The 15,376-nt window shown below is 67.4% G+C and carries 21 protein-coding genes and 3 pseudogenes; 15 read left to right on the top strand and 9 right to left on the bottom strand.

What is annotated here, in order from left to right:
* Window position 1 precedes the first annotated feature (1 nt).
* Together tnpB and ACRXBZ_RS35820 are read left to right on the top strand one after the other, a co-directional pair.
* Window positions 2-985, top strand: coding sequence for an IS607 family element RNA-guided endonuclease TnpB (tnpB, locus tag ACRXBZ_RS35825; RefSeq protein ID WP_433884079.1), 984 nt, complete (start codon window positions 2-4; stop codon window positions 983-985).
* A gap of 9 nt (window positions 986-994) precedes the next feature.
* Window positions 995-1,417, top strand: a complete 423-nt coding sequence (locus tag ACRXBZ_RS35820; protein WP_433884078.1) for a zinc ribbon domain-containing protein — start codon at window positions 995-997, stop codon at window positions 1,415-1,417.
* A 77-nt stretch (window positions 1,418-1,494) separates the two neighbouring features.
* On the opposite strand, the gene ACRXBZ_RS35815 is transcribed toward ACRXBZ_RS35820, so the two are convergent.
* Window positions 1,495-2,010, bottom strand: a complete 516-nt coding sequence (locus ACRXBZ_RS35815; RefSeq protein WP_433882843.1) for an MFS transporter — start codon at window positions 2,008-2,010, stop codon at window positions 1,495-1,497.
* A gap of 164 nt (window positions 2,011-2,174) precedes the next feature.
* Between ACRXBZ_RS35815 and ACRXBZ_RS35810 the strand changes: the two genes are divergently transcribed.
* Window positions 2,175-2,939, top strand: coding sequence for a DeoR/GlpR family DNA-binding transcription regulator (locus tag ACRXBZ_RS35810; protein ID WP_433882842.1), 765 nt, complete (start codon window positions 2,175-2,177; stop codon window positions 2,937-2,939).
* Between the two features lie 231 nt (window positions 2,940-3,170).
* On the opposite strand, the gene ACRXBZ_RS35805 is transcribed toward ACRXBZ_RS35810, so the two are convergent.
* The 4 genes from ACRXBZ_RS35805 to ACRXBZ_RS35790 all read right to left on the bottom strand — a co-directional run bounded on the left by ACRXBZ_RS35805 (window position 3,171) and on the right by ACRXBZ_RS35790 (window position 6,093).
* Complete coding sequence (locus ACRXBZ_RS35805) at window positions 3,171-3,386, bottom strand: hypothetical protein (protein ID WP_433882841.1); 216 nt, start codon at window positions 3,384-3,386, stop codon at window positions 3,171-3,173.
* A 557-nt stretch (window positions 3,387-3,943) separates the two neighbouring features.
* Window positions 3,944-4,627, bottom strand: a complete 684-nt coding sequence (locus ACRXBZ_RS35800; RefSeq protein WP_433882840.1) for an AbgT family transporter — start codon at window positions 4,625-4,627, stop codon at window positions 3,944-3,946.
* 208 nt (window positions 4,628-4,835) lie between these two features.
* Window positions 4,836-5,417 (bottom strand): hemerythrin domain-containing protein, encoded by a 582-nt coding sequence (locus ACRXBZ_RS35795; RefSeq protein ID WP_433882839.1) that lies wholly within the window; start codon window positions 5,415-5,417, stop codon window positions 4,836-4,838.
* A gap of 343 nt (window positions 5,418-5,760) precedes the next feature.
* On the bottom strand, window positions 5,761-6,093 hold the full coding sequence (locus ACRXBZ_RS35790; protein ID WP_433882838.1) for an STAS domain-containing protein: 333 nt from the start codon (window positions 6,091-6,093) through the stop codon (window positions 5,761-5,763).
* Window positions 6,094-6,580: 487 nt separating this feature from the next.
* On the opposite strand from ACRXBZ_RS35790, the gene ACRXBZ_RS35785 reads away from it, so the two are divergent.
* Window positions 6,581-7,072 carry a hypothetical protein gene (locus ACRXBZ_RS35785; protein ID WP_433884077.1) on the top strand — a complete coding sequence of 164 codons (492 nt, stop codon included), beginning with the start codon at window positions 6,581-6,583 and terminating at the stop codon, window positions 7,070-7,072.
* On the opposite strand, the gene ACRXBZ_RS35780 is transcribed toward ACRXBZ_RS35785, so the two are convergent.
* Both ACRXBZ_RS35780 and ACRXBZ_RS35775 read right to left on the bottom strand, forming a co-directional pair.
* Window positions 6,975-7,646: an HAD family hydrolase gene (locus tag ACRXBZ_RS35780; protein WP_433882837.1), complete on the bottom strand. Its 672-nt coding sequence runs from the start codon at window positions 7,644-7,646 to the stop codon at window positions 6,975-6,977. The two genes, ACRXBZ_RS35785 and ACRXBZ_RS35780, sit on opposite strands and share 98 nt — an antisense overlap.
* Before the next feature lie 23 nt (window positions 7,647-7,669).
* Window positions 7,670-8,551 carry a MurR/RpiR family transcriptional regulator gene (locus tag ACRXBZ_RS35775; RefSeq protein ID WP_433882836.1) on the bottom strand — a complete coding sequence of 294 codons (882 nt, stop codon included), beginning with the start codon at window positions 8,549-8,551 and terminating at the stop codon, window positions 7,670-7,672.
* Window positions 8,552-8,838: 287 nt separating this feature from the next.
* Here ACRXBZ_RS35775 and ACRXBZ_RS35770 point away from each other — a divergent pair, with 287 nt between their 5' ends.
* From ACRXBZ_RS35770 to ACRXBZ_RS35730, 9 genes and pseudogenes are all read left to right on the top strand, one after another.
* Window positions 8,839-9,162: an aminotransferase class I/II-fold pyridoxal phosphate-dependent enzyme gene (locus tag ACRXBZ_RS35770; RefSeq protein WP_433882835.1), complete on the top strand. Its 324-nt coding sequence runs from the start codon at window positions 8,839-8,841 to the stop codon at window positions 9,160-9,162.
* Window positions 9,095-9,991, top strand: coding sequence for an aminotransferase class I/II-fold pyridoxal phosphate-dependent enzyme (locus tag ACRXBZ_RS35765; protein ID WP_433882834.1), 897 nt, complete (start codon window positions 9,095-9,097; stop codon window positions 9,989-9,991). The genes ACRXBZ_RS35770 and ACRXBZ_RS35765 overlap by 68 nt, the downstream gene beginning before the upstream one ends.
* Window positions 9,988-10,335 carry a zinc-binding metallopeptidase family protein gene (locus ACRXBZ_RS35760; RefSeq protein WP_433882833.1) on the top strand — a complete coding sequence of 116 codons (348 nt, stop codon included), beginning with the start codon at window positions 9,988-9,990 and terminating at the stop codon, window positions 10,333-10,335. Before ACRXBZ_RS35765 ends, ACRXBZ_RS35760 begins: the two co-directional genes overlap by 4 nt.
* Window positions 10,332-10,793, top strand: a pseudogene (locus ACRXBZ_RS35755) (ATP-binding cassette domain-containing protein); the annotation flags it as partial. The gene ACRXBZ_RS35760 and the pseudogene ACRXBZ_RS35755, both read left to right, overlap by 4 nt.
* Window positions 10,794-10,873: 80 nt before the next feature.
* On the top strand, window positions 10,874-11,233 hold the full coding sequence (locus tag ACRXBZ_RS35750; RefSeq protein WP_433882832.1) for an ATP-binding cassette domain-containing protein: 360 nt from the start codon (window positions 10,874-10,876) through the stop codon (window positions 11,231-11,233).
* Window positions 11,230-12,654, top strand: a complete 1,425-nt coding sequence (locus tag ACRXBZ_RS35745; protein ID WP_433882831.1) for an alkaline phosphatase family protein — start codon at window positions 11,230-11,232, stop codon at window positions 12,652-12,654. Before ACRXBZ_RS35750 ends, ACRXBZ_RS35745 begins: the two co-directional genes overlap by 4 nt.
* Before the next feature lie 129 nt (window positions 12,655-12,783).
* Window positions 12,784-12,906, top strand: a complete 123-nt coding sequence (locus tag ACRXBZ_RS35740; protein WP_433882830.1) for a hypothetical protein — start codon at window positions 12,784-12,786, stop codon at window positions 12,904-12,906.
* 150 nt (window positions 12,907-13,056) lie between these two features.
* Window positions 13,057-13,155, top strand: a pseudogene (locus ACRXBZ_RS35735) (IS982 family transposase); the annotation flags it as partial.
* The gene (locus tag ACRXBZ_RS35730; RefSeq protein WP_433884076.1) at window positions 13,152-13,469 is read left to right on the top strand and encodes an aldehyde dehydrogenase family protein; all 318 of its coding nucleotides are present in this window, start codon (window positions 13,152-13,154) and stop codon (window positions 13,467-13,469) included. The pseudogene ACRXBZ_RS35735 and the gene ACRXBZ_RS35730, both read left to right, overlap by 4 nt.
* A gap of 361 nt (window positions 13,470-13,830) precedes the next feature.
* Here ACRXBZ_RS35730 and ACRXBZ_RS35725 read toward each other — a convergent pair whose 3' ends face one another.
* Together ACRXBZ_RS35725 and ACRXBZ_RS35720 are read right to left on the bottom strand one after the other, a co-directional pair.
* Window positions 13,831-14,229, bottom strand: a complete 399-nt coding sequence (locus ACRXBZ_RS35725) for a hypothetical protein (RefSeq protein WP_433882829.1) — start codon at window positions 14,227-14,229, stop codon at window positions 13,831-13,833.
* Between the two features lie 129 nt (window positions 14,230-14,358).
* Window positions 14,359-14,705 (bottom strand): annotated as a pseudogene (locus ACRXBZ_RS35720) (CPBP family intramembrane glutamic endopeptidase).
* Between ACRXBZ_RS35720 and ACRXBZ_RS35715 the strand changes: the two are divergent.
* Both ACRXBZ_RS35715 and ACRXBZ_RS35710 read left to right on the top strand, forming a co-directional pair.
* Window positions 14,688-15,008 (top strand): hypothetical protein, encoded by a 321-nt coding sequence (locus ACRXBZ_RS35715; protein WP_433882828.1) that lies wholly within the window; start codon window positions 14,688-14,690, stop codon window positions 15,006-15,008. The pseudogene ACRXBZ_RS35720 and the gene ACRXBZ_RS35715 overlap by 18 nt on opposite strands.
* A gap of 17 nt (window positions 15,009-15,025) precedes the next feature.
* Entirely contained in the window at window positions 15,026-15,337 is a 312-nt protein-coding gene (locus ACRXBZ_RS35710) for a hypothetical protein (RefSeq protein ID WP_433882827.1), read from the top strand.
* Window positions 15,338-15,376 lie beyond the last annotated feature (39 nt).

Raw genomic sequence — 15,376 nt, 5'->3', positions numbered from 1 at the left:
CATGGTGCATCAGGCGTACCGGTACGCGCTCGACCTCACGCCCACGCAGGAGCGTGCGGTGTTGTCGCACTGCGGAGCGGCGCGGGTGGCCTACAACTGGGCGTTGGCTGGGGTGAAGGCGAACCTGGACCAGCGCACCGCCGAACGCACCTACGGCATCGGCGAAGATCAGCTCACGTCGTCGTTGAACTGGTCCCTGGCTGGTCTTCGGCGCGCCTGGAACGCCACCAAGGACGAGGTGGCTGCGTGGTGGCCGGAAAACTCCAAAGAGTCCTACAACACCGGACTGGACAACCTGGCTCGTGCGTTGAAGAACTGGAACGACTCCCGCAGCGGCAAGCGCGTGGGCCGAAAGGTCGGGTTTCCGCGGTTCAAGTCCAAGCACCGGTCAGCATTGTCAGTGCGGTTCACCACCGGAACCATCCGCATCGAACCGGACCGGCACCACGTCACACTTCCCAGGCTGGGGACGCTCAAGACGCACGAGTCCACCCGCAAGCTCGCCCGGCGTATCGAAACGGGAACCGCACGCATCTTGTCGGCCACTGTGCGGTTCGAGGGTGGACGCTGGTTCGTCGCTTTCACCTGCGAAGTCCAACGCAGCGAGACGAAACCCGCTGATCCTGCCGCGACCGTGGGAGTGGATCTCGGGATCTCGCACCTCGCGATGTGCTCGCGACCAGTTCCGGGTGTCACCGACGAGCAGGGGTCCGTGGGCAACCCGGAACACCTGCGCAAGGCTCAGAAAAAGCTGCGCAGGTGGTCTCGCACGGTGTCGCGTCGGCAAGGACCGGGCAAACGTACGGGACAGAAGGCGTCGAATCGGTGGAAACGTGCCAACCGGCGTCGCAACCGAATCCACCACCGCGTGACCAACCTGCGGCGCGACGGGATCCACAAGCTCACTACCGGACTCGCCGCCCACATCGGCACCGTGGTGGTCGAAGACCTGGGCGTGTCAGGGATGTTGGCCAACCGGAAGTGAGCGCGCGCCATCAGCGATGCCGGGTTCGCCGAGATCAGGAGGCAACTCGACTACAAAACCAGCTGGCACGGCGGCCGGCTGGTTGTCGCTGACCGGTGGTTTCCGTCCAGCAAAACATGTTCGGCCTGTGGTGTGGTGAAAGCCAAGCTACGCCTCTCGGACCGGGTGTTTCGCTGCGACAACACCGCGTGCGGCCTGGTCATCGACCGTGACCTGAATGCCGCACACAACCTCGCCACACTGGCCGAGGACATCATGATGGGTGCCGGAGTGGCCGGAAACCCAGACCCGAATGGGTCGAAAGGACGTGGAGCGGACCGGAAGACCCGCGCAGGCGGGCAGGTCGCTGGGAAGCGTCCACCCCGCACTGCGTCCACGCGGGCAAGACGGGGACCGTCCGCCGGTAACGGTGGACTCCTAGAGATTCACTGAAACTTTAGGAACGGTGTACAGGTACTGCGCGAGGTAGGCGTATATGCCGTAGGCGTTGAAGAAACAGCACATCACCATCAGGCCCAGCAGCCACAGCTTGGGCTCCCGGTAGATGCTGCGAGTGCGAAGGGCAGGTCCGGCAGCGGCGAGCGTCCGTTCCTCCTCCAGAGGTGGCGCTGCCGGACCAGTGCGTAGAACAGCGCAGCTCCGAACCCAGTCGCCGCGCTGATCAACCAGAAAGTGTTCTGCCAACCGATGGCCGGGGTGAGCACGCCCGCGACGTAACCTCCCAATGCCGACCCCAGGCCGATGGCGCCGAGCAGCACCCCGATGGCCAGGCCGCGTTCCCGCGTCGGGAACCAGGAACTGACCACCGCGCTGGTGACCGTTACCATGCAGCCCCATCCCTGCACGAAGCGCAGGAGCAGGATCACGCCGTAGTTCTGCACCACCGGGATCAGCGCCGATGCGATAGATCCATGAGCTTTTTCCTTCGATGGCTGAAGGTCGGCTGGTCGGCCCGGACAGGGGCGCCGGTGGCAGCGGGTGCTGCGCGGGTGCCTCCAGGAAAGGCTGGTCTCGGCTTTGTGCAAATTCGAGGATTTGCGAGGCCGGGTGTTCCGTTGCCCGCTAGATCAGAGATCGCTGGACCAGCCGAGAACCTGCATTGGGCGCGCTCGATCGAGAAGACCGCGACGCGCCGGTCTGCCAACGCGAGGCACACGCTCCACAGAAGTCCACAGCTACAATCCGATCTATGCTCGCCGCAGAACGCCATGCCCTGATCATCGAGATGGTGCGCAGCGCGCAGATCGTCAGCACGGACACGCTCGTGCGGGAACTGGCCGTCTCCGGGGAGACAATCCGGCGAGATCTCGTGGCGCTCGAGGAACGCGGGATCCTCACCCGCGTGCACGGCGGCGCGGCGAGCACCGAGCCGCCGATTTCACAGGAACCGCCCATCGAGCAGCGCCAACGCCTGGGCACCGGGAACAAGAGCAAGATCGGTCGCGCAGCCGCCTCGCTCGTGCGGGACGGCCAGATCATCATGATCGACGTCGGAACGACCGCCGCCGCCGTGGCCCGGGCGCTCCCACCCGGACTGTCCGCCACTATCCTGACCAACTCGCTGGTCGTCGCCTCGGAACTGGCCGATCGCCCCGGACTCGACGTCCTGGTCTCGGGCGGCCGCGTGCGAGCCGGAGATCTAGCGCTGTCGAACGCAACCGCCGCCGGATTCTTCGCCGACACCTACCCGGACGTCGCCTTCCTCGGCTCGGGCGGCCTGCACCCCGAAGCCGGGCTCACCGACTACCACCTCGAGGAGATCGCGGTGCGCCGGACCGTGCTCGCCAACGCCCACCGCTCCTACGCCCTGGTCTCCAGCGAGAAGTTCGGCCGAATCGCCGGCCACCACGTCTGCCCACTCAACCAGCTCACCGGCGTCGTCGTCGACACCGAGCCCACCGGGGACCTGCGCGACGCGCTGGCCGACGCGGCCGTCGAAGTGATCATCTCCTGATCGCACTGCCAACGACCCGGCGTCGACCTACAGCGCCACAATCGCAGGCCAGCCTCCTCATAACTTTCACGCGAGGCGCCCGAAACAGCTCCCGTCGAACTGCGTCCGCTGTACGGTACGACCGGGCTGGGGCGCAGATGAGGGTTGGGCTGCTTGTCAAATGGAGGGATGAGCCCACCCATGAAGTCCTTGCTGTGATGACGCTAGCCCACGCCCTGGTGATGGAACTTTCTACCCGGCGGCCACCGCGAGCATGCTCTCGCCGCCCATGCCTTTCTCAACCAGCTTCGGGCCGAAGCCGTTGGTACGAGCCTGGACATGGAACCGCCCGCGCACCTTCAGGAACCAGGGGAACTTGGTAGCTGAGTGACTGTAAAGACGAACGGTGTAAATCAGCCCGGAGCGCATCCCTCTTTGCCAGACCCCGGCAACTTCGACCACGTGCAACGGGAGACCCGCGCGAAGTACTCGACACCGAGGATCTCGGAGGCGATCTCCGCGCGCATCCGCTCCGCGTTGCCGGGCAGCCGGGCACCTGGCGGGCCCGGTCCTGGTGGTCGGTGTGCACTGGCTGCTCGCTGCGGGGTTGGGTGAGGGTGGCCATCGCGACCTGGTGCACCGCGTAGCGCTCCAGTTCGCCGCTTTCCAGCGGGTTCGCGTCGTAGCCGACCTTCAAGAGCTTGCACGCCCCGCACCCGGTTGGACGTGATCTGCCAATTTTCAGCTTCCGGATGCCGTTCGACCGGTGCCAGTTCGTCGTACTCAACTTGGCGGGAGATCGCGGGCCGGCTGGGCGAACCGGAAGTACGGCCACAGAGGATCACCGTGCTCGACCAGGAAGATCGCGGCCGCGTCGTCGGTGGGGTTGCGATTTCGCGAGAAATTTACCGTCACCCGGGTGAACGTCAATTTCTCACGAAATTGCGCTCCCTCCTAGTGACAATCCTGGCGCAGGGCGTGGATCAGGTGGTTTCCGCCGATGGACAGAGCGTCGCCGTCACCGGTCACCACCCACCGATCCGGGGAGACGTACCGATGACCGAGATGCTGATGTCTGGCGTAGAGAAGGCGGAAGACCTGAAGCCTGCCGCGGCGGGCCCGTATGGGCCGAAAGAGCACCTGATCAACCGAGTGGTCGACTGAGCCAAGGTCGGCGGGTTACAGCAAACCGGCCAGATGCTTTTTCGGACCCTCGAGCAGGCAGTACATGCCCAGGTGCACACTGCCAACGGCCCGCCGCGTACCGAGTCGCAAGTGAAACCGTCACTCAACGACTGCTGAGTAGCCACGAAGCAGGCCGACAGCGCACGGGAGTGGGCGGATCTACTGAAACCGGCCACAAAGTGTGCGACCTGCCGCTCACATACGCACTTACCGGTAGGGCGACAGCCGGCTCCCCTCTGCTCAGTAGAGGTAGCCCCCGGCCCCAACGGGACACCGGTCAGGTACCAAATCACGAACAGCGCGCCCCAACACAGAAGGATGGCGAACGAAAGTGGTATAGCGAAGGACATTACAGTGCCAATTCCCGCATCCAATAATGCTTCGGGCGGGACAAACGGAAGCCGCCTGCATGCAGCTGGAGAAACGATTGATTGTCGCGCGGGAGCGACTCCTGCAGAAACACCCAGCTTGAGCTCCACAGGGCCCGAGCCGCGTGGCAGCGTTCTCCCATGCCCCCCTGGCATGGACCACACACTTACATTAGCGAGCTGGCTCCCGCGCGACCATTTGACCCCGCCCAGGGTTCAGGGTGCGCGCCACTACCAAGCGGCGGGATAACACGTGAAATCTTTTGGAAGTGATGTGCCGATCGGGCAGCCGATAATCACAGCCAGGACCCGTGAGCGTTTTCGGGTGCTATCGCGCCCAGAAACACTCACGGGTCCTTGGCCCTCATCTGCCACCGGATCCGATCGCATCCTTAACGCGGTCGACCATCGCTGCGAAGGGGCCGGTGAGCATCTGGGCAGTCGGGGACCCCGCGGCAGTGGGGTGGGGGTGGGTCGGGGCCATCTTCTCGACCGTTTGCAGCCGACTACCCATACCGTTGAGCTGATCTTGCTGGCAACCATGGCGTACGGCGGGAAATTCCTCCCGCTCCTCGTGTTCGGCATGATCAATCACCGAACGTTCGAAATCCGCGAGCTTGGCGTCGAAGTCCATGCTGTTGACGTCCATCTTCTCCAGTTCGGCGAGTACGTGGTTGGCTTCCTCTTCCTCGTGGTTTCGCGCTTCGACTTCGGCCTCGCCGGCCGTCTTCTTCGCGATAGGCCGCAGGACCAATTCCTCGGCGGTCTCATGGACGGCCAGCAAAGCCCTCAGCTCGTCGAACCGGTTCTGCTTCAGCTCGCCCTGTGCGTTCTTGACCTCCGCGAAGAGGTCACGGATGCGTGCGTGCTGCTCCAGGAGAACGCGAACCACGTCCCCATCTGGAAGTCTCGCGGCTTCCTGGCGTTCAGTTTGTGCAGTACTCACGGTGCCGCCCTCCGGTTTGCTCGGTTTGCTTGGTCGGCTGTATTCGGGTAACCGGCGCGAGACGGGAGCAAACGTAAGAGGATTGCGTGGAGGCGACTGGAGGCAATCACTTTCAGGCGCGGCAGTCGGCGAAGTGCGGGAGGTACGGCGGGTCACAGGGGAACGAACGCCGCCACCGTGCGTCCAGCCCGCCGTGCACGGCGGCGGGGTCGCGGAAGCGAGGGACGGCCCGCTGGGTGCCGAGGCGGCGACCCGCGCCGCCCTGCAGCGTCCTAAGCGAACGCTGCTACGCGTGTCGCGGTCGCGCCGCATGCGAGCCCGGCTCATCGGCAGGGCGTGATGCTCAGCCGGCGGCGTACAGGTCGCGCACGCGTCCAGTCACTGTGGCCAGCGCCCGCTCCAGCGTGGCATAGCACCGGAACGACTCGGTCAGCTCTGCGGCGATCAGCGCCCGCTGCAGGCAGTGGGCACTCGTTACCAGCCGCAGGTCCACACCGCGGCTGTCGGCCTGCCGGTGGGCGTGCAGCAGCAGTTCCAGCCCCGCTACACCGATGAAGTTCAGCCCGGAGAGGTCTAGCACGACCGTGTCGACCATCGAGGACAACCGGGCCGCTAGCAGTTCATGAAGGCGGGCGGCGGTTCGGCAGTCTAGGTCGCCGCCGGCCTGTATCACCACGGACGTGCTCGTCGGGCGCGAGCACTGCAGAGCCAGACCCGAGCGGAGCCTGGGAGGATCTTGGGCCACCCGCAGTGGCAGGGCGCAGGGACGGGAAGCATGTGCGGTCATGTGGCTGCCTCCTCTAGGCAAAGCAGCCGGCGAAGATCGACGATCCCACAACGACATCCCTGCCCCGGCCCCCGGATGGGCCGGGACAACAACCCCGAAACGAAACCGACGGGACCACTCCGTCCGGGCTGCCGCGTTCGGTGCAAGGGCGCGCCCCCACCGTACCGCCCAATATCAAGATTTCGACCCGAGACGGGAGTCGAGTCTTCTGTGGACGTGAGCCCGTAACGCTGACGGCTCCCTGCCCAGAGTTCATCTCCCGGGTGTGCGTACTGACCGACAGGCCTCACAGGAGAGACGGCCGCGGGATTCTGGCCTGCGCACGTCCTTCGGCAGGCGCGGATTCGTTGAGTATGCCGCCGAGGCGATCGTGTCGATGTATGTCGAGGCGGATTGTTTCGTCTCGGTTGGCCGTCTTGGCCGACACGGCCGTCGACAGCTCTCGGTTCACAAGACCAACGACGTCACCCGGGCAGGGAGCAGCCGGGCCGGGTTCCGCCGCAGGATCGCGTCGACCTTATCCCGGGCGAAGCCGCGTTCCAGCACGATCCTTCTGGAGGTCGGGCGGCGCCGCCTGGTCGGCGGCCAGGAGGACATGATTGTGAACCACAACGATCTCGCCGGGTTCGTCCGGGCGCAGCCGGTCTCGGTGAGGATCCGGACCCGCCAGCAGCTGCGGCATGCTCCCCAAGACGTACAGCACGGTCGCCCGGAACCGGCGGACGTCGGCCCAGTACCCGCTCGCCGAGAACCGCGGCCGCGTTTCAGGATCAGGACCCGGCCAGCGTCGCGGGGACGTCGGCGATCGAGTCCACGATCGCGGTGTGCGGCACCGTTTCCAGGCGGGCCCGGTCGTGCGCGCCGGTGAGCACGCCGATCGCCGCGCCGGCGCCCGCGTTGGCGGCGGTGCGCAAGTCGTTGACGGTGTCGCCGACGACAGCGATGCGGCTCACTGCGTCCACCCCGACGGCCAGGGCGGCGGAGAGGATCAGGTCGGGATGGGGGCGGCCGCGCAGGGTCGTGTCGGGAACGACGATCCCGTCGGCAAGATCGCCCCAGCCCAGCGAGGCGATGATCGCGTCGGTGACCGCGCGCGGGAATCCGGTGGCCAGGTACACCGCCGCCCCGCCGGTCCGGAGTGCCTCCAGCGCGGCCGGGGCGCCATCGACGGCGGTGACCGCGCCGGCGGCGGCTCGGGCCAGCAGGTCCTGTTCGAACACAGCGAGGGCCTTCTCAGCATCGGGGTGGTCGCGGCCGAAAAGGGCGCCGAACAGCTCGATCTTCGGCAGGCCGCGGGCCTCGACGAAGTCGCAGGCGGTGACGACCCGGCCCGGCTCGACCGCATCGACGGCCGCCGCGACCGACGCCTCGACCATGCCGTCGTCGCGGACCGTCGTCCCGGCCATATCGAGCACGACCAGCTGCCAGGACCTCTGGGGCAATTCAGAACTCCGTTCTCGAAAGATCACAGGGAGTGGTCGACGGTGACGTCGGCCATCAGGTCGAGCGCGGTCGCCGACGTCTGCGGACGCCGGACGGCGACACCGACGAACAGTGCGTCCACAACGGCGAGGTGAGCGAGCCGGCTGGCCATCGCCTCCAGCCGGAACCCGTACTCGGGGCCACCGGCGACGAGAACGCCGTCGACGGTGCGGGTCAGCGGCGAGCTGACGAAGCTCGTGATCGCGACGACATAGGCCCCGGCGGCGCGGGCAGCCTCGGCGACGAGCAGGCTTTCCCGGCTGGCCCCGGTGTGGCTGATGACCAGACAGACGCAGCCGGGGTCGAGGTGTCGGGCACCCAAGTGCTGGGCGAAAACCTCCGGCGGGGCCGACGCGACGATCCCGAGCACCTGCAGTCGATAGGCGGCGTCGTGGGCGGGCGCGGCCGACGTCCCGTTGCCGATGACCAGGACCCGATTCGCGGTGGCGATCCGCTCAATGGCCGCGGAGAGCGTGTCGGCGTCGACGGTGCCTGCCGCGTCGATCAGCGCCCGGCCGCTGCGCCGGAAGATCCGCTCGACGATCTCGGACGCCGACGTCGCGGCGTCGATGCCGTCCTCGTGGGCTAGCTCGGAGCTGTTTTGAGTCTGGTTCGCCAGGTCGCGGGTGATCGCGACCTTGACGTCCTGATAGCCGCGGTAGCCGAGCCGCTGACAGGTGCGCACGGCCGACGACTGGGCGGTGCCGGCCCGAGCGGCCAGGTCGGTGACGGTGCCGCGCACCACGGCCTCGGGATTGGCCAGCATGGTCTCGATGACCCGCCGGTCGGTCTCGCCGAGCGACGGCAACGTCGAGTTGACCCTGGTGAGGAACTCGCCCCCGGCGAGAACCATCGATGCAGTCACGCGACCTTCTTCGAGTTGGGGGAACGGACGGCCCCCACGCTACCAGCCGTTGGATATCTTTTCCCAGTAAATATTACGATCTGGAATATCTATCCTTCGTTCACGTTGCAGCCACGCCACGGTCACGCATGCCCTGGACGCTCTCATCAGTCGCCCACCCGGCAGCCACGGCACCCGAGCGCAACCGACGCACGGGCCCCCTCCCCGTGGACAAATTCGAAGGAGAGTCCAATCAGCGCAGCACGCCTGACCCCGACCACTGACCGCCTGACCCAGGCGGTGTGCCGATGACGGTCACGCTCTCGCCGACCGCGCAACTCCGGCAGCGTGCGGCCGCGTTGCGCCGCACCGGCATCCGGGTCATCGACTTCTCCGCCGGCGAACTGGACCTGCCCACTCCCGACCACGTCGTGGACGCCGCCGTCGCCGCCGCGCATCGCCCGGAGAACCACCGCTACGGGCCGACCGCGGGCAACGCCCAGCTGCGCGCGGCGGTCGCCGAACGACTGGGTGCACGGGTTCCGCAGGATCGGCCTGGACGACGTGCTGATCACCCACGGCGCCAAGCAGGCCCTGTTCGGTGCCTTCAGCGCACTGCTCTCCCGAGGTGACGAGGTGCTGGTGCCCGCGCCGTACTGGGTGACGTTCCCGTCCTCGGTGCGGCTGGCCGGCGGCACCCCGGCCATCGTCGAACCCGCCCCCGGCACGCTCAAGGTCACCGTCGACGAGCTGGAGGCCGCCCGCACCCCGACCACTCGGGTGCTGCTGCTGTGCTCGCCGAACAACCCCACCGGCCTGGTCCACGACGAGACCGAGCTGGCCGCGATCCTGGACTGGGCCGTCCACCGCGACCTGTGGCTGGTCGCCGACGAGACCTATGCCGACCTGGCGATACGGCCCGTCCCGGCCCCGGCCCGGGTCGACCCGCGCATCGCCGACCGGCTGGTGACCATCGGCGGGGTCAGCAAGTCGTTCGCGATGACGGGCTGGCGGGTCGGCTGGGTCGCCGGCCCTCGCCGGATCGTCACCGCCGCCACCGCCGTCCAGTCGCACACGACGTCCAACGTTGCGGAAGTCACCCAGGCCGCTGCGCTCGCCGCGCTGACCGGCGAGGATGTCACCGCTGGGTTCCGCGAGGTGTTGGCCCGTCGCCGGGGGCTGTGCAAGGCCGTGCTCGGCCCGCTCGGCCTGTTCGACCCCGAACCGGAGGGTGCCTTCTACGTCTTCCCCGACGTCAGCGCGTACGGCACCGACGTCGACGTCGTCAGCGCGCTGATCGAGCAGGGCGTCATCACCGTCCCCGGCAGCTCCTTCGGCGCGCCCGGCCGGATCCGGATCAGCTACGCGACCGGCGAGGACGACCTCACTGCCGGGCTACAGATCATCGCCCGCACCCTGCCACGTTTGCGCGCCGGCTCGTCGACCGGAGACCAGCGATGACACACGCGACCGGAACGGCAGAGATTCTCGGCGAGCTGAGGAAAGAGATCGCCCATCTCCGGCCGCGGCTGGCCGAGATCGCCCGGTTAATCCATGAACGCCCGGAGCTCCGGTTCGACGAGACCTACGCGAGCGGAATGCTGGCCGACGAGCTCGACTCCGCCGGGTTCAGTGTCGAACGCGGCAGCGCCGACCTCCCGACCGCGTTCGTCGCCGACCACCGTAACGGCGAGGGCCCTACCATCGGCGTCTTTTGCGAGTACGACGCCCTCGAAGGGCTCGGACACGGCTGCGGTCACAACCTGCGCGTGGCGACCTGGTCGAGATCGCCGGACTGCGGGTGAGCTTTCCGGCCGGCCGCCGCCGGCCGCCGGTCGAGGTGGTGCACGGGGTGTCGCTCTCGATCCGCGGCGGCGAGTGCGTGGCCCTCGTCGGCGAGTCGGGGTCCGGCAAAAGCGTCACGGCCCGGTCGATCGTCGGGCTGTCCGGACCGGGCGCGGTCGTTCACGCTGAACGGTTCGAGGTCGACGGCCAGGACGTGCGCCAGTACTCCGAGAAGCAGTGGCGGGCGGTCCGTGGCCGGCTCGCCGGTCTCGTCTCCCAGGACGCGTTGGTGTCGCTCGACCCGCCGCGCACGATGGGCGCCGAGATCACCGAGTCGCTCACCACACACGGCATCGCCCGGGGGGAGCGGGCCCACCGCCGGGCGGTGGAGCTGCTCACCCAGGTTGGGGTGCCGGAACCGGAGCTGCGGGCGTCACAGCGGGCGTACGAGCTGTCTGGGGGTCAGCGGCAGCGCGGCTTGATCGCCTCGGCGATCGCGGCGGACCCGAAGCTGATCATCGCCGACGAGCCGACCACGGCCCTCGCTACCCGCGCACGATGTCGGGTGGGCAACGGCAGCGGGTCGCGATCGCGCGGGCGCTCGCCCCGGAGCCGGACATCATCATCTGCGACGAGCCGGTCTCGGCGCTCGACGTGTCGATCCAGGCTCAGGTCCTGGACCTGCTGTCGGAGGTCCGGGCCCGGCTCGGCACCTCGCTTCTGTTCATCTCCCACGACATCGGCGTCATTCACCATCTCTGCGACCGCGTGCTGGTCATCAAGGACGGCCGGATCGTCGAGCAGGGACCCGTTGAGGAGGTCTTCTTGGAACCCGAACACTGGTACACCCGGCAGCTCATGGCCGCCGTCCCGCGCATCGGGACGGTGCTCGGCGAACCCACGGAGCAACACGGATGAGCGCGCCGACGCCGGCTTCTGGAACGCCTCGCGTACTCGTCATCGTGTGGGACGGAATGCGGCCCGACCTCGTCACGATCGAGCACTGCCCCCGGCTGTGGCAGTTCGCCCAGGACGGTGCTTCGTTCAACCAGGCCCGGAGCGTCTATCCGCCGCTGACCCGTCCCGCGTCTGGTGCGGTCAGCACCGGGTGCCATCCCGGCGCTCACGGCATCCACGGCAACTTGATCCCGAACCCGACGGACACCCGGACCCCGTACCTGACCGGCACGCGGGAGACGCTGCACGCGCTGCGCCCCCTTCGTGACGGCGGGGTGATGCGGGTGAAGTCGCTGGCCGAGTCGGTCCGGGACAACGGCGGCACGTTCGCCGTCCTCTCCACCGGGTCGGCCGGGCAGGCGATGCTGCTCGATCCCGAAGACGTCGGCGTCATGGTCAATCCCGCGTACGTCCATCCCGAGCGGGTGGCCGCCCGGGTGGGTCCTCCGCCGGCGAAGTCGGTCCCGGCGACCGCGGTCAACGACTGGCTCGCCGACGCGCTGTTGGACGTCGTGCTCCCCGAGTACGCGCCCGACGTCACCGTCATGTGGTTCTGCGAACCCGACCACAGCCAGCACGCCGCCGGCCTGCTCAGCCCAGACGCGCTCAGCGCCATCGCCGGCAACGACCGACGGTTCGGCCGGATCCTGGACGCGATCGCGCAGGACCCGCGGCCGATGACGGTGATCGTCGCCTCCGACCACGGGCCTACCCGGGTGGCCGGCTACGTCGACGTGCCCGAGGAACTGCGCCGGGGCGGGTTCGGCCGGTTGCTCGACGAGGGACTGATCCTCCCGCTGGAGGGGAGAGCTCGCGGCCTCGCCAGCGCTCGACGCGCAGGACGCCCAAGACGTCGTGGACTGGCTCGCGGACCAGGAGTGGGTCGATGCGGTGATCTGCTGGCGCGTGACGCCGAGGAAGCCGGACAAGGTCGTCGACGTCGCCGACCTGTGGGACGGGATCGGCCGCGACCTGCCCACCGCCCCCCTGGTCAGCATACCCACCCCTGGACCTCGCCCGGCTCCGATCCCACCCGGCACTCCGCGTGGCACTCCCCGCCGGCGGCGCACAAGTCTCATCACGGCACGCTCAACCCCGACGACCTGGCCTCGACCCTGAATCTGGGCGGGGCGGGCATCCGGTCGGGTGTTTCCGACCGGCCTGCCGGGATCATCGACATCGCGCCCACAGTCGAGCAGCTTCGCGGCCACGTGACACGGCTGGACGCCGACGGGCGGGTCCTCTGGGAGGCGCTGGCGAGCCTGCGGCCGGGGCCGGCCGCGGGCGAGGTCACCACCCGCGTCGTCGCGCGCCTGGACAGCGGCACCGTCCACGTCGAGACATTTGACGGCGGCACCTACCTGCACGTAGCCCCCCGCTGAATGAGCCCGAGCCGGCCGACCAGGGGTGAGACGCAGCATCCAAACCGCAGGCGGCGGATACGGACAACGCAACGACCGACGCCACGCCCTTGGTTCCGCGCCGCAGAGCCAAGGGCTCAGTACTTGCCGGTGCCTGGTCCGGTCGCGCGCCGGGACCCGACGGCGTTCAGCTTGACGGAGGAGCTGTTCGGCCCGTTCCTGAGCGTCCACGTCTACGACGACGCCGAGTGGGACCGCACCCTAGACGAGTAAGTCCAAATTCCTGCGGGCATGAGGCGAGGGCGTCCATGATCCGCAGCGAAGGCGCCGTGCGTGTTTTTGGGTGCTATGGCACCCACAAACGCTCACGGGTGTTCTTCCGCCACGCGAAGGTGGCCATCGGCAGACGTGCCCCGAACAGGGCGCGTCGCCCAGCGTGTGCTGGCCCTGGCCGCCGCGATCTGGCACAACTTCCGCACTGGCCAGCCAGTCACTCGCTCGCTCACCGCCTACGATCACTGATCGTATTCAGACTTACTCGTCTAGATCTGGTCGACGGCACCAGCCAGTACGCACTGACCTGCTCGGTGTTCGCGAACGACTGGGCGGCGATCACCACCGCGCTGGACCGGCTGCGCGACACCGCCGGGATGACCTACGTCAACGACAAGCCCACCGGCGCCACCATGGGCCAGCAGTCCTTCGGCGGTGGCCGCGGGTCGGGTACCAACGACAAGACCGGCTCGGTGCTCGCCCTGCAGCGCTGGGTCAGCGGTCGTTTCATCAAAGAGAACATGGCCCCCGACCAGGTCTGGACCTACCCGTACATGAGGTGAGACCTGATGACCAGCACGCCGGAGTCGCACGTCGAGCGGGCCGGTGACGGCGCCTCTCCCCCGGTGACGCCCTGCTGGCGTCACCGGGGGTCCCGTACGGGGCCGAAACGACGGCCGTAATCGCGCGGCTGGTCGCGGCGTGCAAGGAGCAGATGCACTCACCGGCGCGTTGGGTGATGACGGTGTTGCGACACCTGCTGCGGGCGATCTCCCGCCGCCTGCCGTTGTGACCGGTTTTGCGCAAGGGCCGCCGGAGTCGTCTCCGGCGGCCCCGTTTGTCAGTGTGGTCGCTCACCGAGCTTTGAATGGTGGGGCCCGAGAGTTTCAGCGAGGACGGGTCGGCGACGTGCCCGTTGTGTCGTCAGGACACGTAGAAGCTCGGTCCGGGGATTCCGTGCACCTCAGCGCCCCGCTGACCGTTGTAGATGAAGGAACCCATGTAGCGGTCGCCGGCGAACACGTCGACCCGTTCGTTGGTTTTTCCACCCAAGTGAGTAGTCGCACAGCTCACTTTGTTGGGGAACTTGGCGGGCGTGACGCTCAGACCACCACGCCCAGGCAGCTTCACGGTGACGTAGAAGTTCTTTCCGGTGCAGACCTTCAAGTTACCGGGAGTGGCCGCTTGCGCCAGCCCCGTGGTGGCCAAGGTGATCGCCACGCTGAAGGCACCGATCATCCCCGCCGCTCTGGCGACCCGGCCCGAAGCCGCTTTCCTCATGTTCATTAATCCCAATCCCTCGAATCCATGCGGACGCCCCATTTCTACATCGATCCTGGTGGCTCGCCGGAATTTGCGGGCTTCTAGAGTAGATTAGGGATCACATCACACCCCGAAAGTACACAGCCCGATTACGAGGTCCACGCTCAGGCCGCAGTGCCGGGGCACCCCTCAAGCGAGCAGCATGCTGACGACGGTTGCCATGCCGTTGTTGACCGCGTGAACGATCACATCTGGCCACATCGACTTGGTGCGCACCAGGAGAAGGCCGTTGATCGCGCCGACGACGATCGCCGCTATGAGGGCCAAGTTGATGCCGTGGGCCAGAGCGAAGATGACGGTGCTGCAATGACACTCACCCATGCGCCGTACCTGTCGAGCGCGGTAGCGATTACTCCTCGGAACGCGAACTCTTCTCCGATGGGAGTGAGGACGGCGATGAACAGTAGTTGGGGAGTCAGAGCGAATGGGCCGCCGGCAGCTGCAGCGTGGTAGTCGCCTTGCGGATCGCCGGACACGCTACCGGTGATCGAAATGACGATGACGGCGACTATACGAACCAGGATGAACGCGAGCAGTCCGAAGCCGACTGCGAAGAAAAACCATCGAATCGGGACAGCACGGAAATGTACGTGCTTGCCGCATTACTGCTGGGCTCGCACGGAAACACATTCGTCGGAGGCCGACCAACCCACGGCTGGTGGGCCTTCGTAGTCCACGGCGCCAACGACATCCGAGGCGTCCTACTGGCGGGCGCGCTGCTCTCGATCGGCCTCACCGTTTTCCTGTGTTCGGGACCACGCATGGAAAAACACAGCTGATGCCAGGAGCGCGACCTATGGACACCGCCCTGCGCGCCCACGCCGAAGCGCTCGATGAGAAGGCGTGGACACGGCTGGAGCGCCCGGCACCGTATAGACCAGGACCGGCACGACTCGGACCCGGCGCCCCAACCCGGACGACCATCACCCGGGCCAGTGACCAGGCGTCGCACGTCACCGCTGCAGCGAGGCACCGCCCCGTTACGGCGAGTTCGCCGCCCCTACTGCATTACCCGCTGATCCTGCGCGCGACCCAACTGCTGGCCAATCAAGTCCGCAACGTGGCCTCCGAGATCACCTGCCTCGCCCGGGCGTTGACAGCACCGTAGGGCACGTCGACCAGGGCGGACTTCCGAGTGATCAGATTA

This window comes from Saccharopolyspora hattusasensis, from assembly GCF_050972075.1.
Lineage (GTDB): Bacteria > Actinomycetota > Actinomycetes > Mycobacteriales > Pseudonocardiaceae > Saccharopolyspora > Saccharopolyspora hattusasensis.
Note: the sequence above shows the minus strand (reverse complement) of the source record. Positions and strands in the feature narration are given on the sequence as shown.